The 24,848-nt window shown below is 58.9% G+C and carries 22 protein-coding genes; 9 read left to right on the forward strand and 13 right to left on the reverse strand.

Features of this window, described 5'->3' with window-relative positions; translation table 11 throughout:
* The first annotated feature begins 365 nt into the window (after positions 1 to 365).
* On the forward strand, positions 366 to 2,213 hold the full coding sequence (locus tag DQN55_RS01590; protein WP_048380968.1) for a DEAD/DEAH box helicase: 1,848 nt from the start codon (positions 366 to 368) through the stop codon (positions 2,211 to 2,213).
* A gap of 76 nt (positions 2,214 to 2,289) precedes the next feature.
* Here the strand turns inward: DQN55_RS01590 and DQN55_RS01595 are convergent, their stop codons facing one another.
* Positions 2,290 to 2,868: a YceI family protein gene (locus tag DQN55_RS01595; RefSeq protein ID WP_048380966.1), complete on the reverse strand. Its 579-nt coding sequence runs from the start codon at positions 2,866 to 2,868 to the stop codon at positions 2,290 to 2,292.
* Positions 2,869 to 2,900: 32 nt separating this feature from the next.
* On the reverse strand, positions 2,901 to 3,452 hold the full coding sequence (locus DQN55_RS01600; RefSeq protein WP_048380964.1) for a cytochrome b: 552 nt from the start codon (positions 3,450 to 3,452) through the stop codon (positions 2,901 to 2,903).
* Between the two features lie 280 nt (positions 3,453 to 3,732).
* Between DQN55_RS01600 and DQN55_RS01605 the strand changes: the two genes are divergently transcribed.
* On the forward strand, positions 3,733 to 5,139 hold the full coding sequence (locus DQN55_RS01605) for an adenosylmethionine--8-amino-7-oxononanoate transaminase (protein WP_048380962.1): 1,407 nt from the start codon (positions 3,733 to 3,735) through the stop codon (positions 5,137 to 5,139).
* A gap of 83 nt (positions 5,140 to 5,222) precedes the next feature.
* On the forward strand, positions 5,223 to 5,942 hold the full coding sequence (locus DQN55_RS01610; RefSeq protein WP_048380960.1) for a 16S rRNA (uracil(1498)-N(3))-methyltransferase: 720 nt from the start codon (positions 5,223 to 5,225) through the stop codon (positions 5,940 to 5,942).
* A 13-nt stretch (positions 5,943 to 5,955) separates the two neighbouring features.
* Here the strand turns inward: DQN55_RS01610 and DQN55_RS01615 are convergent, their stop codons facing one another.
* From DQN55_RS01615 to DQN55_RS01625, 3 genes are read right to left on the reverse strand one after another with little or no spacing between them, the layout of a single operon-like run.
* Positions 5,956 to 6,858, reverse strand: a complete 903-nt coding sequence (locus DQN55_RS01615) for a transporter substrate-binding domain-containing protein (protein WP_048380958.1) — start codon at positions 6,856 to 6,858, stop codon at positions 5,956 to 5,958.
* A gap of 26 nt (positions 6,859 to 6,884) precedes the next feature.
* A complete protein-coding gene (locus tag DQN55_RS01620; RefSeq protein WP_048380956.1) occupies positions 6,885 to 7,235 on the reverse strand; it encodes a RidA family protein in 351 nt (116 codons plus the stop codon).
* 32 nt (positions 7,236 to 7,267) lie between these two features.
* Entirely contained in the window at positions 7,268 to 8,509 is a 1,242-nt protein-coding gene (locus DQN55_RS01625; RefSeq protein WP_048380955.1) for a D-amino acid dehydrogenase, read from the reverse strand.
* Between the two features lie 108 nt (positions 8,510 to 8,617).
* On the opposite strand from DQN55_RS01625, the gene DQN55_RS01630 reads away from it, so the two are divergent.
* Entirely contained in the window at positions 8,618 to 9,526 is a 909-nt protein-coding gene (locus DQN55_RS01630; protein WP_048380953.1) for a LysR family transcriptional regulator, read from the forward strand.
* A 48-nt stretch (positions 9,527 to 9,574) separates the two neighbouring features.
* On the opposite strand, the gene DQN55_RS01635 is transcribed toward DQN55_RS01630, so the two are convergent.
* The 3 genes from DQN55_RS01635 to DQN55_RS01645 form a co-directional block, all read right to left on the reverse strand.
* Positions 9,575 to 11,566 carry a pyrroloquinoline quinone-dependent dehydrogenase gene (locus tag DQN55_RS01635; protein WP_048380951.1) on the reverse strand — a complete coding sequence of 664 codons (1,992 nt, stop codon included), beginning with the start codon at positions 11,564 to 11,566 and terminating at the stop codon, positions 9,575 to 9,577.
* A 1-nt stretch (position 11,567) separates the two neighbouring features.
* On the reverse strand, positions 11,568 to 11,936 hold the full coding sequence (locus tag DQN55_RS01640; RefSeq protein ID WP_048380950.1) for a hypothetical protein: 369 nt from the start codon (positions 11,934 to 11,936) through the stop codon (positions 11,568 to 11,570).
* A 197-nt stretch (positions 11,937 to 12,133) separates the two neighbouring features.
* Positions 12,134 to 13,399: a cation:proton antiporter gene (locus DQN55_RS01645; protein WP_048380948.1), complete on the reverse strand. Its 1,266-nt coding sequence runs from the start codon at positions 13,397 to 13,399 to the stop codon at positions 12,134 to 12,136.
* Positions 13,400 to 13,660: 261 nt separating this feature from the next.
* Here DQN55_RS01645 and DQN55_RS01650 point away from each other — a divergent pair, with 261 nt between their 5' ends.
* Both DQN55_RS01650 and DQN55_RS01655 read left to right on the forward strand, forming a co-directional pair.
* Positions 13,661 to 14,494, forward strand: coding sequence for a DMT family transporter (locus DQN55_RS01650; RefSeq protein ID WP_048380946.1), 834 nt, complete (start codon positions 13,661 to 13,663; stop codon positions 14,492 to 14,494).
* A 13-nt stretch (positions 14,495 to 14,507) separates the two neighbouring features.
* Positions 14,508 to 14,894 carry an MAPEG family protein gene (locus DQN55_RS01655; RefSeq protein ID WP_048380944.1) on the forward strand — a complete coding sequence of 129 codons (387 nt, stop codon included), beginning with the start codon at positions 14,508 to 14,510 and terminating at the stop codon, positions 14,892 to 14,894.
* Between the two features lie 141 nt (positions 14,895 to 15,035).
* Here the strand turns inward: DQN55_RS01655 and mltA are convergent, their stop codons facing one another.
* Positions 15,036 to 16,190: a murein transglycosylase A gene (gene mltA, locus DQN55_RS01660; protein WP_048380943.1), complete on the reverse strand. Its 1,155-nt coding sequence runs from the start codon at positions 16,188 to 16,190 to the stop codon at positions 15,036 to 15,038.
* Positions 16,191 to 16,318: 128 nt separating this feature from the next.
* Between mltA and DQN55_RS01665 the strand changes: the two genes are divergently transcribed.
* The gene (locus tag DQN55_RS01665) at positions 16,319 to 16,768 is read left to right on the forward strand and encodes a c-type cytochrome (protein ID WP_048380941.1); all 450 of its coding nucleotides are present in this window, start codon (positions 16,319 to 16,321) and stop codon (positions 16,766 to 16,768) included.
* Positions 16,769 to 16,818: 50 nt separating this feature from the next.
* On the opposite strand, the gene DQN55_RS01670 is transcribed toward DQN55_RS01665, so the two are convergent.
* From DQN55_RS01670 to DQN55_RS01685, 4 genes are all read right to left on the reverse strand, one after another.
* Positions 16,819 to 17,214, reverse strand: coding sequence for a DUF1090 domain-containing protein (locus DQN55_RS01670; RefSeq protein WP_048380938.1), 396 nt, complete (start codon positions 17,212 to 17,214; stop codon positions 16,819 to 16,821).
* A gap of 90 nt (positions 17,215 to 17,304) precedes the next feature.
* Positions 17,305 to 18,993 (reverse strand): NAD-dependent DNA ligase LigB, encoded by a 1,689-nt coding sequence (gene ligB, locus DQN55_RS01675; RefSeq protein ID WP_048380937.1) that lies wholly within the window; start codon positions 18,991 to 18,993, stop codon positions 17,305 to 17,307.
* 170 nt (positions 18,994 to 19,163) lie between these two features.
* The gene (gene metK, locus DQN55_RS01680) at positions 19,164 to 20,354 is read right to left on the reverse strand and encodes a methionine adenosyltransferase (protein ID WP_048380935.1); all 1,191 of its coding nucleotides are present in this window, start codon (positions 20,352 to 20,354) and stop codon (positions 19,164 to 19,166) included.
* Positions 20,355 to 20,373: 19 nt separating this feature from the next.
* The gene (locus DQN55_RS01685) at positions 20,374 to 21,369 is read right to left on the reverse strand and encodes an ArsR/SmtB family transcription factor (RefSeq protein ID WP_048380933.1); all 996 of its coding nucleotides are present in this window, start codon (positions 21,367 to 21,369) and stop codon (positions 20,374 to 20,376) included.
* A 272-nt stretch (positions 21,370 to 21,641) separates the two neighbouring features.
* Between DQN55_RS01685 and tkt the strand changes: the two genes are divergently transcribed.
* Together tkt and epd are read left to right on the forward strand one after the other, a co-directional pair.
* A complete protein-coding gene (gene tkt, locus DQN55_RS01690; protein ID WP_048380931.1) occupies positions 21,642 to 23,639 on the forward strand; it encodes a transketolase in 1,998 nt (665 codons plus the stop codon).
* 145 nt (positions 23,640 to 23,784) lie between these two features.
* Entirely contained in the window at positions 23,785 to 24,840 is a 1,056-nt protein-coding gene (epd, locus tag DQN55_RS01695) for an erythrose-4-phosphate dehydrogenase (RefSeq protein WP_048380928.1), read from the forward strand.
* Positions 24,841 to 24,848: the final 8 nt, after the last annotated feature.

Below are 24,848 nucleotides of genomic sequence, written 5' to 3' on the forward strand. Positions count from 1 at the left end.
CCTCAGCACGCGGTTCAACTGGAAAACCGTGCGCTCCGGTTTCCGACGACTCTGTCGTCGGACGCAGCCTGCAGCAACTGCTACGGGTGTAATGCTCCGCTCTACAAAACCGTTGAGCAGCATGAAAGCGGCGCGCAGTGATTGCTCTGTTATACTCCGGTTTTTCCGCCAGGCTTACGCCCGGCCGCTCGTCCTTGTACAAGGCATTCAATCCCGCTACTGCGCAGCTTTACAGCCCGCGCGAGCGCTGAGAGTGGACCTTCAGGACCGGAGCAGGACCGGACGGGATTGCGTCACCTTAAACGCCATTCACGCCAGGCAAGACTATCCCTTTGGGCCAAGCCCTAACTAGAACAGGATTACTCATGTCCTTTGCTTCCCTCGGTCTCTCCGAGGCTTTAGTCCGCGCCATTGAAGCAGCGGGCTACACCCAGCCTACTCCGGTGCAACAGCGGGCCATTCCCGCCGTGTTGCAAGGTCGCGACTTGATGGTTGCGGCTCAGACAGGTACTGGTAAAACCGGCGGCTTCGCTCTTCCGATCCTGGAAAAGCTGTTTCCCAATGGCCACCCGGACAAATCCCAGCGCCACGGCCCACGCCAACCGCGTGTACTGGTCCTGACTCCTACTCGCGAACTCGCCGCTCAGGTGCACGAGAGCTTTAAGCTCTATGCCCGCGACTTGAAGTTCGTCAGTGCCTGCATTTTCGGCGGCGTTGGCATGAACCCTCAGGTTCAGGCCATGGCCCGCGGTGTTGATGTGTTGGTAGCGTGCCCGGGTCGCTTGCTCGATCTGTGCGGCCAAGGCAGCGTAGACCTGTCCCACGTTGAAATCCTGGTGCTCGATGAAGCCGACCGGATGCTCGACATGGGCTTCGTCCACGACGTGAAAAAGGTTCTCGCCCGCCTGCCTGCCAGACGTCAAAACCTGCTGTTCTCGGCGACGTTCTCCAAGGACATCACCGACCTGGCCGGCAAGCTGCTGCGCAACCCGGAACGCATCGAAGTCACGCCACCGAACACCACGGTCGAGCGTATCGAACAGCGTGTATTCCGCCTCCCTGCGACCCACAAGCGTGCCTTGCTGGCCCACTTGATCACCGCAGGTGCCTGGGAACAGGTTCTGGTCTTCACCCGCACCAAGCACGGCGCCAACCGTTTGGCCGAATACCTGGACAAACACGGCCTCAGCGCCGTGGCCATCCACGGTAACAAGAGCCAGAACGCCCGGACCAAAGCCCTGGCCGACTTCAAGGCCGGTGCCGTACGCATCCTGGTAGCCACCGATATCGCCGCTCGCGGTCTGGATATCGACCAGCTGCCGCACGTGGTCAACTTCGAGCTGCCAAACGTCGATGAAGATTACGTTCACCGTATCGGCCGTACTGGCCGCGCCGGTCGTTCGGGCGAAGCGATCTCGCTGGTGGCTCCGGACGAAGAAAAACTGCTGAAAAGCATCGAGCGCATGACCAAGCAGAAAATCGCTGATGGCGACCTGATGGGTTTTGACTCCAGCACTGTAGAGGCCGAAAAGCCTGAAGTGCGCGAGCGTCCGGATGTGCGTAACCCGCGCAATTCGCCACGTGGCCCTCGCGGCGACGGCCCGAATGGCGGCGGTGGTGGCGGCGGTCGCAAGGACAAAGGCAAGGACAAGGGTAAAGAGAAGCCAGCCGCCGCTCGCGGTGAGCGTCCTGCCCGTGAGCAAAAGCCTCGCGAAGCTCAACCTGCCCGTGAACAGCGTCAGCCAACACCGCGTGCCGATGCCAACCGTGCGCCGGACGAGTTCCGTGACGACGATGTGGATAACTTTGGTAACCGCGCTGATTACGTCAGTCCGTACCAGAACAAGAACAACCAGAGCCGTGGTCGCCGTCCGGGCGCTCCTGCCCAGGGGACTGGCGCAGCACCCGCCGGCCGTACCGGTGGTCGTCAAAACGCCCCGCGCACGGGCACTGGCGCCACGACTGGCACGCCACCGGCCAAGCGCAGCGGTCCACGCAGCGGCGCCCCGCGTGATGGTCAGGCCCGTCGCGACAACCGTCCGGCCCGTGACGATGCGCGTCAAGAGCCAGCCGTAAAAGGCCCACGTGAGAATCAGCCGAAGATCATGCACAAGGAATCGAAAAGCGATCGCTTTTTGACACCTGAGCAGCTTGATCAACTGCCGAACCGCCCTCGCGGTGAAAAACCGGCGCTGCTGACTCGCAACCGCTGAGTTAACACGACGGCACAAAAAAACGCCCCGGCTCGCAAGAGCCGGGGCGTTTTTTATGAGCCGTATGAAAGCGCTATTACTTGACCTTCACACCTTCCAGCGTGATGTCCAGGTCCAACGTCTGAGAGGTTGGGCCCGGACCTTTGATGCCGAAGTCGCTCAGGTTCAGGGTTGTGGTTGCGTTGAAGCCAGCGCGTTCGCCGCCCCACGGATCCTTGCCTTCGCCGTTGAAGGTTGCTTTGAACGTGACAGGCTTGGTCACGCCGTGCAGGGTCAGGTCGCCCGTCACGTCAGCTGTTTTCTCGCCGGTAGGCACTACTTTGGTCGACTTGAAGGTCGCTTCCGGGTATTTGCTCACGTCCAGGAAGTCTTTGCTGGCGATGTGCTTGTCACGTTCTGCGTGGTTGGAGAACAGGCTGGCGGTTTTCAGGGTGACGTCAATTTTGCTGTCGGCAGGCTTGGCGGCATCCCACGAGAAAGTGCCTTGCCAGTCCTTGAACGTACCGTGAATGAAGCTGTAACCCAGGTGGCTGATTTTCCAGTCGACAAAGGCGTGCTGGCCTTCTTTATCGATGGTGTAGTCAGCAGCCATGGCCTGACCAGCAGACAACAATGCAGTACCGAGAGCCAAAGCGGCGAGGGTCTTTTTCAACATGCGTTCTATTCCTTTTGAGTTTAGGTTGAACATCAAGCATCGCGCCCCAGCATACGAGTCAGGGTCGCATCACGATCGATAAAGTGGTGCTTCAGGGCAACTAGACCATGCAATCCGGCAAATATCACTACTGCCCAGGCCAGGTATAAATGCACGACGCCGGCCACATCGGCCTGATCGGGCAGGTTGGAAATCAATGCAGGTACTTCAAAGAGCCCGAATACCGGGATGCCCACGCCTTCAGAGGTGGAAATCAGGTAGCCGGCGATCATTACGGCAAACAAACCCAGATACAAAAAACCATGGCCAAGCTTGGCGCCTATGCGCGTTGCACGGCTGTAGCTGGTCAATGCGGGCGGGGCCGGGCTGATCCAGCGCCATACCACTCGCAGGAGCATGACGGCGAGTAATGTCAGGCCGATGCTTTTATGCAGGTCGGGGGCTTCTTTGCGCCATGGGTCATAGTAATCCAGGCCAACCATCCACCAACCCAGTGCAAACAAGCCGAACACGGCCAGCGCCACTAACCAATGGATGAAAATACTGACTGCACCATAGCGAGAAGAAGAATTACGTAGCTGCATAGCCAACATCCTGTAAGAACTTGGACGTAAGATTAATGGTTTACCTATCGAATGAAAGCGCATTTTTTTGCTGCAAGGTATCGATAATTACGATGTGTAGCCTGTGCACCAATCATTAAGCAAGCGTTAACAGCACGATTGGCGGTGGTTCAGAAACCCTTAAAAGCGCAGCAGAGCAGCCTCGGGGTAAACGTTATGGGTTGTGGCGTGCCCTTGCTTTGCATAGTCTTGCCCGATTGTTTACCCGCACACGCCGGGAGCCAGCGCCAGGAGAGTGGAAATGGGTCTGAATAATCAGTGGATGCAGCGTGACCTTGCGGTGCTATGGCACCCCTGCACCCAAATGAAAGATCACGAGCAGCTGCCTTTGATCCCGATCAAGCGCGGCGAGGGTGTGTGGCTGGAGGACTTTGAAGGCAAGCGCTACCTCGATGCTGTGAGTTCGTGGTGGGTCAATGTGTTTGGCCACGCCAATCCGCGCATCAACCAGCGCATCAAGGATCAGGTCGATCAACTGGAGCACGTTATTCTGGCCGGCTTCAGTCACCAGCCGGTGATCGAGCTGTCCGAGCGGCTGGTCAAAATGACGCCCGCGGGCCTGACTCGCTGTTTCTACGCGGACAATGGCTCGTCATGCATCGAAGTTGCGCTGAAAATGAGCTTTCATTACTGGCTCAATCGCGATCAGCCGAACAAAAAACGTTTCGTCACCCTGACCAACAGCTACCACGGCGAAACCATGGCCGCGATGTCAGTGGGCGATGTGCCGCTGTTCACCGAAACCTACAAGGCGTTGTTGCTCGACACGATCAAAGTACCGAGCCCTGATTGCTACCTGCGCCCTGAAGGCGTGAGCTGGGAAGCGCACTCGCGCACGATGTTCCTGGCCATGGAGCAAACGCTCGCCGAGCATCACGACACGGTGGCGGCAGTCATCGTCGAGCCGTTGATTCAAGGCGCAGGCGGCATGCGCATGTATCACCCGGTGTACCTCACGCTGCTGCGAGAGGCTTGCGATCGCTATGGCGTGCACCTGATCCTCGACGAAATCGCGGTGGGTTTCGGCCGTACCGGCACGATGTTCGCCTGTGAGCAGGCCGGGATTACCCCGGACTTCCTGTGTCTGTCCAAGGCGCTGACCGGCGGTTACTTGCCGTTGGCAGCCTGCATGACCACCGACGATGTGTATGGTGCGTTCTACGATGACTACCCGACCTTGCGTGCCTTCCTGCATTCCCACAGCTATACCGGGAATCCACTGGCCTGTGCGGCGGCTCTGGCGACGCTGGATATCTTCGAAGAAGACAATGTCATCGAGAACAACAAGGCGCTTGCTCAACGCATGGCGCGTTCGACCGCACACCTGACGGATCATCTTCATGTCTCGGAAGTGCGTCAGACCGGTATGGTGCTGGCCATTGAAATGGTCCAGGACAAAGCCAGCAAAACCGCTTATCCATGGCAGGAACGCCGCGGCCTGAAAGTCTTCCAGCACGCCCTGGAACGCGGTGCCTTATTGCGCCCGCTGGGCAGCGTGGTGTACTTCTTGCCGCCTTACGTGATTACCCCGGAGCAAATAGACTTTTTGGCTGAAGTGGCCAGCGAAGGGATCGATATCGCAACCCGCACCGATATCAGCGTGTCGGTGCCGTCCAATTTCCATCCCGACTTCCGCGATCCGGGTTAAACACGATTTTTTGTAGCCGCTGCGTAACCCATCGCAGCCCGCGGCAGCGGCTACATGAATACTTCAATTTTCAGAGAACCCATATGAGATTGTCCCGTTTCTTTATCGATGCACCGTTGAGCCTTGGCGAGCACGAATTGCCTGAAGCTCAGGCGCATTACATTGGCCGCGTGTTGCGCATGGCCGAGGGCGATGCCCTGCAAGTGTTCGACGGTTCGGGGCACGAGTTTTCGGGGCGTTTGCTGGAGGTCGGCAAAAAGCGTGTGCGCGTGCTGCTGGACGAAACGTTCGCCGGGCAGGTCGAGTCACCGCTGGTCATTCACCTCGGCCAGGGTTTGTCCCGTGGTGAACGTATGGATTGGGCCATTCAGAAGGCCACCGAGTTGGGGGTCAACGAAATCACTCCGATCATGAGCGAGCGCTGCGAAGTGAGGCTCAAGGACGAACGTGCCGACAAGCGTCTGGCACATTGGCGGCAGGTGGCAATCAGCGCCTGTGAACAATGCGGGCGCTCACGGGTGCCGGTGATTCATCCGCCGGTGTTGCTCGGCGACTGGATCAAAACCACCGAGGCGGACCTCAAGCTGGTGTTGCACCCGGTCTCCGAACCGCTTGCCAGCCACGCCAAGCCAGCGCGTCTGGCGTTCCTGATCGGTCCCGAAGGCGGCTTGACCGACAATGAAGTCGATCAAGCCCAGGCCGCCGGCTACCAGCCAGCGCGCCTTGGCCCACGGGTATTGCGTACTGAAACTGCGCCGGTGGTTGCCTTGGCCGTGGCGCAGCAGTTGTGGGGCGATTTCTAACCCCTGTGTGCCTTTACTGCACCGGGTCGCTTGTTGGGTGGGCGATGATTTGCTTCAGCTCCGCAGTCATCGGGAACTCCAGGTTCAGGCCATTCGGCGGAATCGGTTGTTCGAACCAGCGCTGGTAGATCCCGGTGATCTCGCCGGATTTGTACAGGTCGGCCAACGCGGTGTTCACCAGCGTCAACATCTGCGGGTCGTCCTTGCGCAGCATGCAGCTGTAGATTTCCCGCGATTGCTCCTGGCCCACCACGGTCCAGTTATGCGGATCGCGGGCCTTGGCACGCTCGCCATAGAGCAGGGCATCGTCCATGTAAAAAGCCACCGCGCGCCCGGTCTCGAGCATTTTGAAGGCCTCGCCATGATCTTTGGCGCTGATGACATTCATGTCCATCTTGTTGTCGGCACTGTAGCTCTTGATAAAACGCTCATTGGTGGTGCCAGCGGTGGTGACGACGTTTTTGCCTCGCAGATCATCAAAACCCTTGATGCCACTGTCTTTGGCGGTCAATAACTGGCCTTTGACGTAAATAAACCCATACGAAAAGGCCACTTGTTTTTGCCGTTCGGCGGTCACGCCGGTAGAGCCGCATTCCAGGTCAACCGTGCCGTTCTGCACCAGCGGAATGCGGGTTTGTGAGGTCACCAGGTTGTATTTGACCTTCAACGGCTTGTCGCCCATCTGCTGCTGAATACGCTCGACGATTTTGTTCGCCAGTTCCACGGAGTAACCCATCGGTTTGCCGCTGTTGTCGCCCACATAGGAGAACGGTACCGATGCGTCGCGATAACCCAGGGTAATACTTCCCGAGTCGGTGATTTTTTTCAGCGTGCCCTGCAGAGGGGTTTCACTGGCGTGCAGTGAGTGGCTGAGCAAAAGGCTCAGCGTGCAACTGATCAAGGTGAGTTTCTTCATCTTCTTATTCTCCGGTTTCAAGCTGATTAGCGTCGGACAGCAATCACACTGATTTCGACCAACACTTCGGGACGCGCCAGTTCGGCTTGTACGGTGGTGCGGGTCGGTGCCTTGCCGGCCGACAGCCAGGCGGACCATTCGGCGTTCATGGCGGCAAAGTCGTGCTGGATGTTTTGCAAGTAAATAGTGGCATTAAGAATATGGTCTTTGTCGCTGCCAGTTTCGGCCAGCAACGCATCAATCTTGCCGAGCACTTCACGGGTTTGCGCCGAAATATCTTCGCTTTGGGCAGGAACCTGCCCGGACAGGAACACCAGCGCCTCAAACGTTGCCGCAGCGCTCAAGCGATCATTGCTGTTGATACGTTGGATCGTCATCGCAGATTTCCTTTTATTCTGAAGGGGCACACTCAAGCGGCATGGGGCGCCAGGCCCTGCATGTCGATGGCGGTTTTACGGTGTGAAATCAGGTCGCTCAACAAACGCCCGCTGCCGCTGGCAAGGGTGAATCCCAATGCTCCGTGGCCCAGATTGAGCCACAGGTTGCGATAGCCGCTGGCACCGAGGATGGGCACGCCGCTTGGTGTAGCAGGACGCATGCCAGCCCATTCGATGGCCTCTTGATAATTGCCGGCTTCGGGGAATGTGCCTTGTGCCAGCTGGCGCATTTGGTTCAGCCGCTTGGGGTCGAGTGCCGAGTCGAAACCGACGATGTCCACCATTGCGGCCACGCGCAATTGCTCACCGATACGGGCGTAGACGATCTTGCGATCGTAGTCGGTGATGCTCACTTGCGGGGCTTTGCCCGAGTCTGCCAATGGTAAGGTCAGGCTATAACCCTTGAGCGGGTACAGCGGCAGACTCAGCCCGGGCAGGTTCAGGGCCGGGCTGTTATGCCCGGCGGCCAGGACCAGTTGATCGACCGGCAACAGCTCATTGCCCATCTCCACGGCATGGACCGCGCCATTGGCGTGATGAATGCGGGTCACGGTCTTGCCCAGCAAAAAGGTACAGCGCCCTGATGCTTTAAGGCGGGCCAGCAATTGCTGGCAAAAAGCGTGGCAATCGCCGACTTCTTCATCCGGTGTGTAGATGCCGCCGACAAACGCCGAACCGTGCAGGCCGGGCTCCAGGGTGGTGCACTCGCTGGCAGATAACGCCTGCTGGAACGAACTGTTGGCCACTCTTTGCCGGGCCTTGGCGAAGTGTTTCGGATCGCGGAATGCCACCAGCTTGCCGTTGCGCCGCCAGTCGAATCCCTCCAGCTGATCTTCTTCGCGCCATTGCTGCAAGGTGGCCTGGCTGAGTAAGGCCAGGCGCAGCAAGTGAGCACCGTTGCGCTGATTCACCGAACCTCGGCAGGCGGCCATGAAAGACGCCAGCCAGCGCCATTGCGCCGGGTCCATGCGGGGACGCAATTTGAGCGGCGAGTCCCCGCGCAGCATCCAGCCCATGGCTTGCCACGGCACTCCGGCATCGGCCAGCGGTGCCACATAGCGATACGACAGTTGGCCGCCATTGGCGAAGCTGGTCTGGCTGCCGAGGGTGGGTTGGGCTTCGATCACACTTACCTCAAAGCCATCGCGCACCAGTGCATACGCTGTCGCCAGACCAATAACACCTCCGCCGATGATGCAAACCCGCTGTCCCATATCCGTCTTTTCCCAAAGTTGTGCGGGACTCAGGGTAGGGGCAGGTGACAGGCGACGAACAATGAATAAAGATGGCTTACCCATAAACACAGGTTATGGACTACCCTCATGCGCTTGCGTCATATCGAGATCTTTCAGGCTATTCGTCAAACCGGCTCCGTGAGTGCGGCCGCCCAGTTGCTGCATGTGTCGCAGCCAGCCGTGAGCAAGGTGCTGCAACATGCGGAGCTGCAATTGGGCTTTCCACTGTTTTTACGGGTACGCGGCAAACTCCAACCGACCCCTGAGGCCCTGTTGCTTGAACGTGAAGTCGACAAGGTGACGGAGAGTCTGCAAGGCGTGCAGCGTCTGGCGCAAAGTTTGCGCCGTGAGCCGGGGCATCGGCTACGCATTGGCAGTACGCCTGCGCTGGCGCTGTCGTTGTTGCCGCCGGTGATCAATGAATGGACGCAACGCTACCCTGACATCCGCTGTGAGCTGGCCAGTGCCCATAGCCGTGAGTTGGTGCAAAACCTGCTGATGCGCGAGCTGGACGTGGCATTGACCTTCAAGCGGCCTGATCATCCGGGGCTCAAGGCTCAGGCGTTGGCCCACGGCGTGCTGGTCGCGTTGGCACCACGGGGTTATTGGCCGGATGAGGAAGAGGGGCAACCGTTGGCGTTGCATCAGTTGGCCAATGCGCCGCTGATTGGCCTGAGCAGTGCAGACCCGCTGTTTGCCAGGCTGGAAAGTTATCTGCAGGCCGTAGAGCCGCCGCCGCGGATCAGCATTGCCGTACAGACGTATTCGCTGGCTCGCGCGATGGTGGAGTCGGGGGCCGGTCTTGCGGTGATCGACCCGTTTACCGCTCTGGGCGCTTCACGGGCCAGTACGATCATCCGTCCGTTGTCGCCGGCATTGCCCATCACCCTCTACGCATTGACCCGCGCTGATGAACCGCCGCCCCATACCCTTGAAGGGTTGCTGCAGCTGTTCGCTGACAGGGCCTGCGAACAGCTGCAGCGACTGGACAGTTGATTTCATTGCCGCTGCATCTTGCAGCAGCGGCAATGAAGGGTGGTTACATCACTTGGGCAATGCGTACACCACGACTTGATCACCCACCTGGTTCTTCAGGATCGAGTTACCGCCTGCGACAAACGCCACATATTGCCGGCCTTTGTATTCATACACGGCGGGGTTGGCCACTGCAGGCGCCATGACGATGTCGGACCACAGCTCATCACCACTGTCCAGGGCATAGGCGCGGACCTTGGAGTCCATGGATGCGCCAATGAACACCACGCCACCTGCGGTCACCGCTGGCCCGCCGATTGTTGGCGAGCCCATGCTTTCAGGCATGTACCAGCCATACTGCTGCACGGCACCCATCGGGCGACGCCATTTCACATCCCCGGTACGCATGTCGAGTGCGACGATCTCACCAAAAGGCGGTGCCCAGCACGGCATGCCAGCCCAGTTCTGGGCATTCAGCAGCGACATGCCAAACGGTGAGCCGAGTTGCGGGTAGAACCCGTTCTCGTTGCCCGCGGCTTTGGGTTGTTTATCGTAGGACGCACGATCCCAGAGCTTGATCATTTGCACCACGTGCGAGGTATTCACCACGGCGACCTGACTGACCGGGTCAAACGCGACCCCGCCCCATTGCACACCACCGGCACTGTCCGGATAGGCCAGTGCCCCGGCGCCCTTGGTGGAGGGCGGCGTGTACATGCCGTTGTATTCCAGGTCATCCCACATTTTCGAGCACTGACCGAAGCCGACGATATCGGCGATTTTCCAGATGGCCGGCTTTTTCGATTGGTCCATCAATGGCGCAGGTTTGGTCGGGAACGGTTGGGTCGGGGAGTAGACCTCGCCAGCCACATCGCCTTGGGGTACCGGGCGCTCCTCAATCGGCCACACGTCTTCGCCGGTTCGACGATCGACGGTGAACAGAAAGCCCATTTTGGTGGCTTGCACCAGCGCGGCCACTGGTTTGCCATCAACGGTGATATCCATCAGCGTCGGGGCGGAGTTGATGTCGTAGTCCCACACATCATGGTGAACCCACTGACGAGACCAGACGACCTTGCCCGTATTGATATCCAGAGCGGTTGTTGAAGTACCCAATGGGATCGGCTGGGTCCGATTGCCGCCCCAGTAGTTCGGCGAAGGTGAAGAGACCGGGATGTACAACAGTCCCAGCGCCGGGTCATAGGACATTGCTGTCCAGATATTGGCGGTACCGGTTTTTTTGGCTTCCTCATCCGGAATCGGCTTGAACTCCCATTCCAGCTCACCGGTGCGGGCGTTCAAGGCAAACAGCGACCCGGGCGACTCGACTTCATACTCCCAATCCTTGCCGGCCCAGCCGACGATCAACTTGTCGCCGATCACGGTTGGCGGTTGCAGGACTGACAAAGGCCACTTGGCGTTGAGGGTATTCCATTGATTGACATCGACGACGCCATTTTTGCCAAAGCCTTCGCAACGCTTGCCTGTGTCGGCATCGACCGCAAACAACTCGGCAGACATCGTCCCCAGGTAGACCACTTTCTGGCAGGCAACGCCGGGTTGCGGGTTTTTTTCCTGCCAATAGGCCACGCCGCGAGACTTCAAGGCGGGTTGAGTCAGTGCCTCTAACGGCGACTTGGTGTCAAAGCTCCATTTTTCTTTGCCGGTCTCGGGTTCCAGAGCAATGATCCGGTAAAACGGCGTGCCGACGTACAGCGTGTCATTGGCAAAAATAGGCGTGGCAGACCAGACCGAAGGTGGGGTTTTGCCTGCACCAGTCGACATGTCCCCGGTGAAATATTCCCAGACCTTGGTCAGATGACCGACGTTGTCTTTGTTGATCTGATTCAGGGGCGAGTATTTCTGTGAGCTCAGTTGCCCGTGAAAACTGTCCCACTCTTTACCGTTGGGCAAGGGCAGTTTGGCGTTTTCGGCAGAGATGCTGGACTGCGCCAGAATGGGTGCCGGAACCGTGTATGAAGTGTCTGCGTTTGCGGTTGAAAGTCCCCCGAGTATGCAAATCATGGGTGCTGTCAAAAGATGCTTTTTGATTCCGCTCATATCACGCGCTCCTTGTTGGCTTGCCGCCAAACGTTTCAATGACGACACCCACGGCGCACACCACCAGCACTGCAGCCGTCCACCAGCCGTGCAGCAGTAGCGCGGCAAAAAGTGTCCCGAGCACACCCAGCCAGCACAACAGCAGCATAAAACCTCTCAAACCTCCGGGATGGATCTTGATCAGGATGAGGCCGAGAACAATTATCGCGCACTCGGCAAGCATCGTTACCATGGCGCCTCCGGAGTCTGTGATGCCCGACAGCGGAGTAAAAAACCGCCAGGCCGTGATACACAAGGCAATGGCAGCGGTGATGATCACGATGTAAGCGCCGAGGTGGCGTCCTGGGGGGGCAGAAGCAGCAGTGCTCATCCCTTTCTCCTTTCCATTCATACATGTTGTGTTGTCAGGGGCGATCAAACAGGCAGGCGCAAAGAACGCTTCAGGTCCAATCGACGCTGAGTGTAGTCAAAGACTTGAGAGTTATTTGAAATGTGGTATTGGCGGGAGAGATTCCCTCTCCAGGTCGGAGAGGGAATCGAGGGGTATTAATCGGTCAGCGTGGCAGCTTAATGCGCGTGATCGGCCTCGGCCAACGCTGGCGAGTCCTTGGTGACGTGCCCGACCAGTTTGCCGATGGTCAGCCCCTGGAACAGAATCGACGACAGGACCACGATGTAGGTGATGCTCAGGATCAGGTCGCGCTCAGGGCCCAGCGGCAAGGCCAGTGCCAGAGCGACCGAAACGCCGCCTCGCAACCCGCCCCAGGTCAGAATGCGGATCGTGCCGCGTGGCACGGTACGCCAGCGGCGCAGCAAGACAATGGCCGGGGCCACGGTGAGCAGGCGCGACAGCAAAATGGCCAGCGCCAGTACGCTCGCGGCCAGCAAGTGCAGCCAGGAGAACGGCAGCAACAACAGCTCCATGCCGATCAGCGCAAACAGCAGCGCATTGAGCATGTCATCCAGCAACTCCCAGAAACCGTCCAGGTAACGACGGGTCATCTCGTTCATGGCCTTGTTGCGCCCCAGGTTACCGATGATCAGGCCGGCGACCACCATCGCAATCGGCGCCGAGACATGCAGCTCACTGGCCATGGCCGAACCACCGATGACCAGGGCCAGGGTCAACATGACTTCGATCTGGTATTGCTCGATGCTTTTGATCATTCGGTACACCAGATAACCGATCAGCCCACCGAACACCACGCCGCCAATGGCTTCGTGGGCAAACAGCATGGCTGTGGCACTGATGCTTGGCGTTTCGCCCAGTTGCACGATGCCTAGCAGCACGGTGAACACCACAACGGCAGTGCCGTCATTGAACAGTGACTCGCCAACAATGGTGGTTTTCAGCGGCTTCGAGGCATTGGCGGTACGCAATACACCGAGTACGGCGATCGGGTCGGTGGGCGAGATCAAGGCGCCGAACAGCAGGCAGTACAGGAAGCTGATATGCCAGCCGAACAGACCGAAAATCCAGTACGCCAGGCTGCCGATCACAGTGGTTGCGATCAGCACGCCGACGGTCGCCAGCAGGCCAATGGGCCAGCGATAGCTGCGTACGTCGTTGAAGTTTACGTGCAAGGCACCGGCAAACAGCAGGAATGAGAGCATCCAGTTCATCAAGAGATCGCCAAAGTCGATTTGGCCGATCAGCTGTTGCACACGGTCTTCGAGGCCCGGATAACCGAGAAAACTCAAGCCTTGCAACAGCAGGGAAAACATAAGCGCTGTGACCATCACGCCAATCGTCGGCGGCAGGCCGATAAAGCGGAAGTTCACGTAGGTAAGCAGTGAGGTTAGGCAAATAAACGCGGCTACAAGCTCAAGCATCCGGGATCCTGTGGTGGCGAAGGTGAAAGGACGCCCGATCAGATCGGGTCAGAGTTGGATGCAGTCCAGCGGCAAAAGGGCACGCTCTTCCATTAACCGTATGACGCCTGCCGGGTGACAGGTTGTGTACCGACCCGGGCGGACTATTTTGGCGGGGAGAGCCACCGCAATCGAGTAAGTCGGGAGCGTTTGCAGTATAAACAGCGTCGACACGTGCGGTCTGAACCCCCGGGCAGAACTCATAAAAACAAGGAGGTCGTGGTGCTGGCAACGGCGTTGGTGTTGGTCGCGGCAGTGTTGCATGCGGTCTGGAATACCCTGATCAAGTTCAGCGGCGAGCGGTTGCTGGTGATCGCCTGCATGGACACGGTAGCGCTGTTGGTTGTGGCCGCGCTGGTGGGGTTCGTCTCATTCCCGCCGGCGGAGATCTGGCCGTGGATTCTGGCCTCGGCGTTGTTCGAACTGCTATATCGAGTGCTGTTGATCCGGGCGTATCGGGTCGGCGATTTAGGCTTGGTATATCCCTTGATGCGCGGGCTGTCGCCGCTGGTGGTGCTGGCGCTGACACTGACATTTGCCGGAGAGGTGCTCAGCGGGCAGCAAATCATTGGCATTCTGTTGATCCCGTGCGGGATGGCGTGTCTGCTGTGGCAGGGCGGTGGCGGGGATCGCCTGCCATGGTCAATGCTGCCGGTGGTCGCCCTGATTGGGCTGTGCATCGGCTGCTATACCTTCCTGGACGGTCAGGCGATACGTCGCTGGTCGCATCCGCTGGATTATCTGGTCTGGCTGACGCTGGTCAGTGCCTGGCCGTTTCCGTTGCTGGCAGTCACTCGCAAACGCGCTGCGTTCACGCTGTTTTGGCGTACGCAGTGGCGGCTGGGCCTGGCGGTGGGTGTTTGCGTATTGGCCAGCTATGCGCTGGTGTTGTGGGCCATGCAGTTGGGCTCGATTGCCGAGGCGGCGGCCCTGCGGGAAGTCAGTGTGATTTTGGTGGTGCTGTTCGGGATGCGCTACCTCAAAGAACCTTTTGGCGGGCCAAGGCTCTTAGCTTGTGGGCTGGTGCTGATCGGCATGCTCGTGATGAAACTCTAAAAAGGAAACTCCAATGACCGTAGCTTTCTGGTGCGTACTGATTGCCTTCTGCCTGACCTATGTGTGCACCGTCTTTGCCAAGTTCAGCGACGGCAAGTTCGGGGCCAGACAGAATCATGACCCGCGGACGTTTCTCGACGGCCTGCAAGGGTTTGCCAAACGTGCCCACAGCGCCCAGCTCAACAGCTTTGAAGTGAACCCGGCCTTTGCCGCGGCGGTGATCATTGCCGACATCGTGGGCAATGCAGATCCCGTGACCATTGATGTGCTGGCAGTGCTGTTTATCACCAGCCGCATGCTGTACATCATTTGCTACCTGGCCGATTGGGCCATATTGCGCTCCATTATCTGGTTTGCCGGTATGGGGCTGGTCGTCAGCTTCTTTTTTGTGTCGCTTTAATCGCCGACTGATTGAGGTTTTGTAGCCGCTGCCGAAGGCTGCGAAAAGGCCAAAGGGGCTTCAAGAGCAAGCAGCTACAGGATGTCCGCCGATACCGTCCGGGCAAAAGACGGTATCGACAAAGGCCGTAGCGGGTTGGCGTTATTGAGGCAACACTGCGCCTTTGGGCCACAACAGCCAGATACTGCCTGTCTGCTTCATGTCACCGGCCAATTGGCCCGCCTCGGGGCCGGTGCCGACGAAGAAGTCGGCACGCACTTCGCCCGCAATGGCACCGCCCGTGTCCTGGGCTGCTACCGGTCGCACGATGGGTTGGCCATCCGGTTGGGTGGTCGATAACCACAACAGGCTGCCCAGCGGGATCACCTTGCGATCAACGGCCACGCTATAGCCAGGCGTCAGTGGCACGTTAAGCGAGCCGCGAGGCCCTTCGTTGCTGTCAGGATTCTGGGTGAAAAACACATAGCTGGGGTTGCTTGCCAGCATCTCGTGTACCCGCTCAGGATGAGTCATGGCCCAGGCATGGATGGTGCCCATGGTCACGTCTTCCTTTTTCAACTCGCCCTGTTCAACCAGCCAGCGGCCAATGGGTTTGTAGGGATGACCGTTCTGGTCAGCGTAACCAATGCGCAACTGCCGACCATTATCGAGTTGCACGCGGCCCGACCCCTGGATTTGCAGGAACTGCAGGTCCATCGGGTCGGTCAGCCACGCCAGCACCGGGGCATCCAGGCCTTTGCTGTTGATGGTTTCAGCCGTGTCGTAGGGTTTGATCACGCGACCTTCAAGGCGTCCACGCAGGCGCTTGCCCTTGAGTTCGGGGTAAAGGCTGTCCAGATTCACCACGATCAAGTCGGCGGGTATGCCGTAGATGGGGACGTTGGCGGCTTTGGTCCGGGTCAGGCTGCCAGGGTAGACCGGCTCGTAATAACCGGTGATCAAACCGTCGCTGCTGCCTTGTGCCGAGCGCAGGCTGTACACATCGAGATGGGTTTGCAGGAAGCTACTGATCTGTTCGACGCTCGGGCTGGCGGGCAAACTGGCGGCATCACTGCAAACGGGCCCCCAGTTCTGATCAGCCTTGAGGCGGGTGCAGGCGCTGCGCCACGACGCAAAGCCGCCTTGAAGGTCACTGCCCGTCACTTCCGGCAGTGCTCCCCAATCAGCTTTGCTGTAAGTCGTATGGGGTTCGGGTTGTGCGGCGTCCTTGTCTGTTTCCTTGTCGGTACCATTGCAACCGGCCAGTAGCATCACGACGGGCAGGGCCCAGGCCAGAGGTTTGAAAAATCTACTCATCAGCGATGTTCCTTCAGAGTTTGCCGGAAGCGGATGACTGTCCAGGCAACCCGTATATTCAATAGGGCTATTGGTCTTTGCAGGTGACACGAGGATACTGGCGGCCGATTCCGTGACGTGAAGCCACCATGATTGTTAAACGATTGACTGTTGTAGTGCTGGCCTGCCTGATGCTGTCAGCGTGTGGCGGGGTTGATCCCGACTCGCCGCAAGGCCAGCGTAAAGCGATTTTCAAGCAAATGCTAAAGACCAGCGAAGACCTGGGTGGCATGTTGCGTGGCCGCATTCCTTTCGACGGCCCGCGTTTTACCGCGGGTGCGACCCAGCTTGATGCGCTTTCTCATGAGCCCTGGAAGCATTTTTCGCAGGTCAAGGAGTCTGATCAAACCAATGCGACCGACGATGTCTGGCAAAAACAGGCGCGTTTTCAGGCATTGGCACGTCAGCTCGAAGCGGCCACCGGTGAACTGGTGGTCGTCAGTCAGGTTCAGCCCTACAAGGTCAGCAATCTGATGCCCGCGGTCAAGAAAGTCGAAGACACCTGCAGCGCGTGTCACAAGGAATTCCGCAACCACTGAGGGCTGCACCCATCGAGAGCGGGCAAGCCCGCTCCAGTGGGACAGTGTCGTTATTTATCCAGTTGATCCAGCGCTTCTTGCAGCTCTTTGCGCGATTCAGCCAGCTTGTTTTTGCGCTTGTCGATTTTTTCCGGATCGCCTTTTTTCATGGCTTTGTCCAGGTCGGCCTGACGCTGGCTGACTTCGTGCTTGGCTTCCAGCACCTTGTTTTCGCGTTCTTTCTTCAGACCCGAGTCGGTGCAATGAGCGGTCACTTCACTCAGGGCTTTTTCCAGTCCGGCCACCTGGTTGCTGTTGCCATGGGCGCGGGCTTGTTCGAGTTCCTGGCTGATGGCGTGTTTTTTAGCCTCACAGCCGGTCAATTCTGGTGCTTGATTGGCGGCCATCAGCGGGGCAGCGAGCAGACCACAAACAGTAAACAGGGCGAGCGGTGAAAGAAGTTTCATAAAGAGCTCCATGACAAAAAATGACAATAAACACGATTTAAAAACCGGTACGCGCTGTGCGCCCCGGGCAATGCTGCAGGCTTGGGGCGGTTAATCGAAACCGTCAATTCCGGCAGCGCTTAATATTTCACTTAACGCCTGAACATTCGGGTCTCGCAAGAAGGCCGTCAATTGTGCCGCGCGTCGTGGACCAATCCCCGGCTGTGCCAGCCATGTGCCGGAATCCCGTGCGACCAGCGCTTGCCATGAGACCCCCAGAGGCACATCCCCCGTGGGTGGAAGGCCAAGTGCTTTCACCCAGCGCGCAAACGGTTGTTGCCGGGCACCGCGCAAACTTGCGAGCAAACGCGTGCTGTTGCGTTCACCGAAGCCGTCAATGTTAGCAAGCTGTGCAGCATCCAGGGTCAACCAATCGAACAGGTTGTTGATTTGCCCGCTCTGGACCAGGCTGTTCCAGGTGCCGGGCCCGACAAATGGCAGGGCCAGCCCTTGTTTACCGCTGAGCCAGTTCAGGCGGGCCAAAAACTGGCTTTCACAACCTGCTACCGGTTGCCAGCAGCTCAGGTGATGAAAGTGATTGGGTGTCGGCACGTGTATTTCAACCCGTTCATCGGCACGCATGACCACGCTGTCCAGTCGCGGGATGGTCATGCCCGCGAGGCTGATGGCGACGTGGTCTCCGGGGCGGATGTCCAGGGATTGCCAGCGCTGCAAGGACCCGGCACTGATGCGTTTGATCTGGCGATCATCAAGACGTACGGGCTCCAGCTCCAGCATCGGCGTGATGCGCCCGGTGCGACCCACCTTGAACGTGACCTTGCGCACTTCACTGACGGCCTGAGCATGTGGGTACTTCCACGCAGCCGCCCAGTTGGGTGGCGAGGGTCGCCAGCGCGTGGCGGCTGGCCGCTGACTTTGACGCATCACCACGCCATCACTGGCAAACGGCAAGGGGCTGTCATACCAGTGCGCGCGCCAGGATCGGGCCTGCTCGACGTGTTCAATGGCCTGACTGTAGGCCGTGCTGTCGACGAAACCCAAACTGCCCAGGTGCTGCAGCCGCTCTTCGAACGTGCCGCGGCCGTCGGGCCAGTCCCAGACAAACAGGCCGATGCCCTGACCTTGCTCAAGCGTTAACTGCTGGCGCGCCATCAAGCCTGCGACCGTGCTACGGGCATTGAGGCTGCCGGATCTGGCCTGGACATGACCGGGCAGGCGCCAGTACAGCTCACCTTGCAGCACGATATCCACGGCGTGCGGCAGGTGTTGAGGAATGGCCTCGATGGCCTGTGCGGAGCGGGTCCAGTCTTGACCGTGCAGACCATCACCACGGCTGATCACACGCTGCAATCGGCCCTGGCGATAGACCAGCGTGATGGCCACGCCATCGACCTTGGGTTGAATCCACAGCCCTTGCCGTCCTGTGATCCATGCTTTGACCGCGGTCTCATCAGGCAGCTTGCTCAGACCCGTGTGCGCAACGGGATGGGGCGCGGTGCCACCAGCTGTATGCAATGGGTTATCGGTGGCAAGGTCTGGCAGGGCAAAGCAGCGTTGCCAGTGTTCCAGGCGTGCACGCGAGCGGTCGTAAACCGCGTCGCTGACCAGGGAAACACCTTCGCGGTGATAACTGTCGTCCCACACTTGTAGCTGCTGGCGCAGTGCGCTGGTCTGTTGGGCAACCTTTGGCGCCGGCCAGTCGGGGCAGGTGTCGGCGTGAGTGTCGAATGTGAAAAAGGCGAGCAGTAACCCGCCTGCGAAACGGAAGGTGGCCAGCATCGTGAGCGTCCTTGCCCGGCATGAATGCTTAAGGCTAGTGGAGGATGCCCACGCTGGGTGCGCAGTGGTTTGCGGGGTGTTTCGAGGCACAGGAGCCCGCCTGACCATGGCGAAAAACAAAAGGCCCCGGACAGTTGCCTGTCCGGGGCCTTGGGATGTAACAGGCTTGCTTAGATGCCGGCAGCTGCGCGCAGGTCATCAGCGCGGTCGGTACGCTCCCACGTGAACGTGGTGAAGGTATCGTTGCCAACCGTTTTGGTCTGTGGCGTGCGGCCGAAGTGACCGTAGGCTGCAGTTTCCTGGTACATCGGGTGCAGCAGGTCGAGCATGGTGGTGATTGCGTATGGACGCAGGTCGAACACGTCACGCACCAGCTTGATGATTTTGTCGTCAGAGATTTTGCCAGTGCCGAAGGTGTTCAACGAAATCGAAGTCGGTTGAGCGACACCGATTGCGTAGGAAACCTGGATCTCGCAACGCTCAGCCAACCCGGCAGCCACGATGTTTTTAGCCACGTAGCGGCCGGCGTAGGCCGCCGAGCGGTCAACCTTGGATGGATCTTTACCCGAGAACGCGCCACCGCCGTGACGGGCCATGCCGCCGTAGGTGTCAACGATGATCTTGCGACCGGTCAGGCCGCAGTCGCCAACCGGGCCACCGATGATGAACTGACCAGTCGGGTTGATGTGGAACTGGGTGTCTTTGTGCAGCAGTTCAGCCGGCAGCACGTGCTTGACGATCAGTTCCATCACGCCTTCGCGCAAGTCTTTGTAGGAGACTTCAGGGTTGTGCTGGGTCGACAGTACGATGGCGTCGATAGCGACAACCTTGCCACCTTCGTAACGGCAGGTTACCTGGGACTTGGCATCCGGGCGCAGCCAAGGCAGCAGGCCGGATTTGCGGGCTTCGGCCTGGCGCTGTACCAACTGGTGAGAGTAGGTGATCGGCGCAGGCATGAGCACGTCGGTTTCGTTGCTGGCGTAGCCGAACATCAGGCCCTGGTCGCCGGCGCCCTGATCTTCAGGCTTGGCACGGTCAACACCCTGGTTGATGTCGGGGGATTGCTTGCCGATGATGTTCATCACGCCGCAGGTCGCGCCGTCAAAGCCGACGTTGGAGCTGGTGTAACCGATGTCAGTGATCACGTCACGAACGATCTGCTCCAGGTCAACCCAGGCCGAAGTGGTGACTTCGCCGGCGATGATCGCTACGCCAGTTTTCACCAGAGTCTCGCACGCCACACGGGCGAACTTGTCTTCAGCAATGATGGCGTCCAGCACCGCGTCAGAAATCTGGTCGGCGATTTTGTCCGGATGCCCTTCAGACACGGACTCGGAGGTGAAAAGGGAGTATTCGCTCATCTCGACGGTTTCCTAATAATTACCGATGGTGAGTGTCGCCAGCTGGCCGCTGAAAGTGGCGGACCTGAATCTGGAAACCATTACGTAAGCCTACATAGAGGCTTTCCCCGGGAACGAGTCCCGCAGCGGTGGCCCAACGGGCCAGATCATCTTGTTCAAAACCAAGCCACAGATCACCGCAAGCTTCACGGGCCCACGCCTGATTATGACTACATAACTCTGTTATCAGCAGGCTGGCGCCAGGTTGCAGCAAGGTGGCCAGTTGCTTGAGTGCTTCGGCCGGCGCAGCGAAATGGTGCAGGACCATGTTCAATACCACGCAATCGGCCTGGATCTGTGCATCGTGTAAGGCGTCGGCCAGGATCAGGCTGACATTGTTCAGTGACTCTCGCTCACACAGCTGGCGAGCCAGCTCAAGCATTGCCGGGCTGTTGTCCAGTGCCGTGACCTGATGAAAGCGGCGGGCCAGATCGGGCAAAAAGCTGCCATCGCCAGGACCAACTTCCAGTGCTGTGGCCGCTGAATTGAAGCTCAGTTTGTCGAGCAGCGCCAAAACGCTGTCCCGATATTGCACCAGGCCGGCGATCAAATCCTGTTGAGCGCGGAACTTCTCGGCTACGCGCGAGAAAAAGTCCTGGCTGGCTGCTGCGCGTTGCCCGTGTACGGCAGCGATACGTACCTGCACGTCGACGGGCAAGGCCAGGTTATCGACCTCTTCCAGCAGCGCTGCGTGCAATTTTCCGCCCAATCGTTCGGTGCGGGGCAGTGCGCGGCGATAAAAAATCGCATTGCCTTCGCGTCGTGTCGCTACCAGCTGCGCCTGGGCCAGCACCTTGAGGTGATGGCTCATGCCGGATTGGCCGATGGCAAAGATTTGCGCCAGCTCCAGTACACCAAACGAATCATTCGCCAGCGTACGCAGAACGTTCAGTCGCAGCGGATCGCCCCCGGCCTTGCACAGGGCGGAGAGATCGTCGCAATCGTCGTGGCTGATAATAGGCGCGCGCAGGTTCATGGGGCCGCAGTCTAGTTACCCGCTCCAGACCTAGCAAGTTCAATATCAAAACTTTTTGATATTGCTCGATAAGTGGTGCGTTTGTCGGGCCGGATGATTGTATTGACGAAAAGCCTGTCCTATTCCTCGGTAGGTTGAACGGTTAAGCACAGGAAAAACGCCACAAGTGACTATCTGTCATTGCCCCGAGGGCGTTGCCTGAGGGAAAATACTCGCCTTTTTTCCGTTCCGTTTTAATCAAATGCGTTTTTATCACATTCAGGAGAACAGCGATGCCCAGCCGTCGTGAGCGTGCCAACGCCATTCGTGCACTCAGCATGGATGCCGTGCAAAAAGCCAACAGCGGCCATCCCGGTGCCCCTATGGGTATGGCAGATATCGCCGAAGTACTGTGGCGCGATTATCTGAAACACAACCCGAGCAACCCGTCTTTCGCCGACCGCGACCGCTTCGTGCTGTCCAATGGTCACGGCTCGATGCTGATCTACTCGCTGTTGCACCTGACCGGCTACGACCTGTCAATCGACGACCTGAAAAACTTCCGCCAGTTGCACAGCCGCACCCCGGGTCACCCGGAACTGGGCTACACGCCGGGCGTTGAAACCACCACTGGCCCGTTGGGTCAGGGCCTGGCCAACGCGGTGGGTTTTGCCCTGGCAGAAAAAGTACTGGGCGCGCAGTTCAACCGTCCCGGGCATAACGTTGTCGACCACCACACCTACGTGTTCCTGGGTGATGGTTGCATGATGGAAGGCATTTCCCACGAAGTCAGCTCGCTGGCCGGCACTTTGGGCCTGGGCAAGTTGATCGCGTTCTACGACGACAACGGCATCTCCATCGATGGCGAAGTTGAAGGCTGGTTCACCGATGACACGCCGAAGCGTTTCGAAGCCTACAACTGGCAAGTGATCCGCAACGTTGACGGCCACGACCCGGAAGAAATCAAAACCGCGATCGAAACCGCCCGCAAGAGCGAACAGCCAACGCTGATCTGCTGCAAAACCACCATCGGTTTCGGTTCGCCGAACAAGCAGGGCAAAGAAGATTGCCACGGTGCCCCACTGGGCGCAGAGGAAATCGCCCTGACCCGCCAGACCCTGAACTGGAGCCACGGTCCGTTTGAAGTCCCGGCTGATATCTATGCCGAATGGGATGCCAAGCAAGCCGGTGCTGCCGTTGAGTCCGAGTGGGATCAGCGTTTCGCGGCCTACGCTGCCGAATTCCCTGAGCTGGCGGCTGAGCTGTCCCGTCGCTTGAGCGGCAAGCTGCCAGCTGACTTCGATGCCAAGGCCAATGCCTACATCGCTGAAGTCGCTGCCAAAGGCGAGACCATCGCCAGCCGTAAAGCCAGCCAGAATGCCCTCAACGCTTTCGGCCCTCTGTTGCCGGAACTGCTCGGCGGCTCGGCTGACCTGGCCGGTTCCAACCTGACCCTGTGGAAAGGCTGCAAGGGTGTCAGCGCTGAAGATGCCAGCGGCAACTACATGTACTACGGCGTACGTGAGTTCGGCATGAGCGCCATCATGAACGGTGTTGCCCTGCACGGCGCACTGGTGCCTTACGGCGCCACCTTCCTGATGTTCATGGAATATGCCCGTAATGCCATCCGCATGTCGGCCCTGATGAAGCAGCGCGTGATCTACGTGTTCACCCACGACTCCATCGGTCTGGGCGAAGACGGTCCGACGCACCAGCCAGTCGAGCAATTGACCAGCCTGCGTACCACACCGAACCTGGACACCTGGCGTCCGGCTGACGCGGTGGAATCCGCAGCGGCCTGGAAGTACGCCCTGGAGCGCAATGACGGCCCGTCCGCGTTGATCTTCTCGCGCCAGAACCTGAACCACCAGACCCGTGATGCCGCGCAAATCGCCGACATCAACCGTGGTGGCTATGTGCTCAGGGACTGTGCAGGCGAGCCGGAGCTGATCCTGATTTCGGCCGGTTCCGAAGTGGGCCTGGCGGTACAGGCTTACGACAAGCTGACCGAGCAGGGCCGCAAGGTACGCGTGGTTTCGATGCCATGCACCAGCGTGTATGAAGCTCAGGATGCTGGCTACAAGCAATCGGTTCTGCCGTTGCAAGTAAGCGCCCGTATCGCTATCGAAGCATCGCACGCTGACTACTGGTACAAGTACGTGGGCCTGGAAGGCCGCGTCATCGGCATGACCACCTACGGCGAGTCGGCGCCTGCGCCTGCCTTGTTCGAAGAGTTCGGTTTCACCCTGGAAAACATCCTGGGTCAGGCTGAAGAGCTGCTGGAAGACTAAAGCAAGCTCCTTGTAGCCGCTGCCGCAGGCTGCGACAAAGGCCGCAGCACCTTCGCTTTCGTGAGGGCCGCTGCGTAACCCGTCGCAGCCTGCGGCTGCGGCTCCAGGGTTTTGCATTTACTGCTTGCACTGATAAGAGAACCTCATGCCCCAAACGCGCCCTTACAAAGTTGCACTCAACGGTTATGGCCGGATTGGTCGTTGCGTCTTGCGTGCGTTGTTTGAGCGAGGAGCAGCTGCCGGGTTTGAAATTGTTGCACTCAATGATTTGGCCGACATGGCCAGTCTCGAATATTTGACGCGCTTCGACTCCACCCACGGCCGGTTTCCGGGCGAGATTCGGATCGAAGGCGACTGCCTGCATATCAATGGCGACTGTGTGAAGGTGTTCCGCAGTGCCACCCCTGAAGGAATCGACTGGGCCGCATTGGGCGTTGATCTGGTGCTGGAGTGTTCCGGCGTCTACAACACCCGGGCAGATGGCCAGCGCTTCCTTGATGCCGGGGCTCCCCGCGTGTTGTTTTCGCAGCCGATGGCCAACGAGGCAGATGTCGATGCCACCATCGTGTACGGCGTTAACCAGCAGAGCCTGACCGGTGAAGAGCGCCTGGTGTCCAATGCCTCCTGCACCACCAACTGCGGTGTGCCGCTGTTACGCCTGCTGGATGAGGCGTTCGGCCTGGAGTACGTATCGATTACCACCATTCACTCGGCAATGAACGATCAGCCGGTGATTGACGCTTATCACCACGAAGACCTTCGCCGTACCCGCTCGGCGTTCCAGTCGGTAATACCGGTGTCCACAGGTCTGGCGAAAGGCATCGAGCGATTGTTGCCGGAACTTGCCGGGCGGATTCAAGCCAAAGCTGTTCGAGTGCCGACGCTGAACGTGTCGTGCCTCGATATTACGTTGGTTACGGCGCGCGACACCGATGCCGTGGAGGTCAACCGCGTTCTGCGCGAGGCCGCCACCAGCGGCCCGCTCAAAGGCTTGTTGGCCTACACAGAGCTGCCGCACGCCAGTTGTGATTTTAACCATGACCCGCATTCGGCAATTGTTGATGCCAGCCAGACCCGCGTTTCCGGCCCCCGGCTGGTAAACCTGCTGGCCTGGTTCGACAACGAATGGGGCTTTGCCAATCGAATGATCGATGTGGCACAGCACTATCTGCACGTTACTCACCCCAAATCCGTTCTCTAACATTAGAA

The organism is Pseudomonas taetrolens, from assembly GCF_900475285.1.
Classification (GTDB): Bacteria; Pseudomonadota; Gammaproteobacteria; order Pseudomonadales; family Pseudomonadaceae; genus Aquipseudomonas; species Aquipseudomonas taetrolens.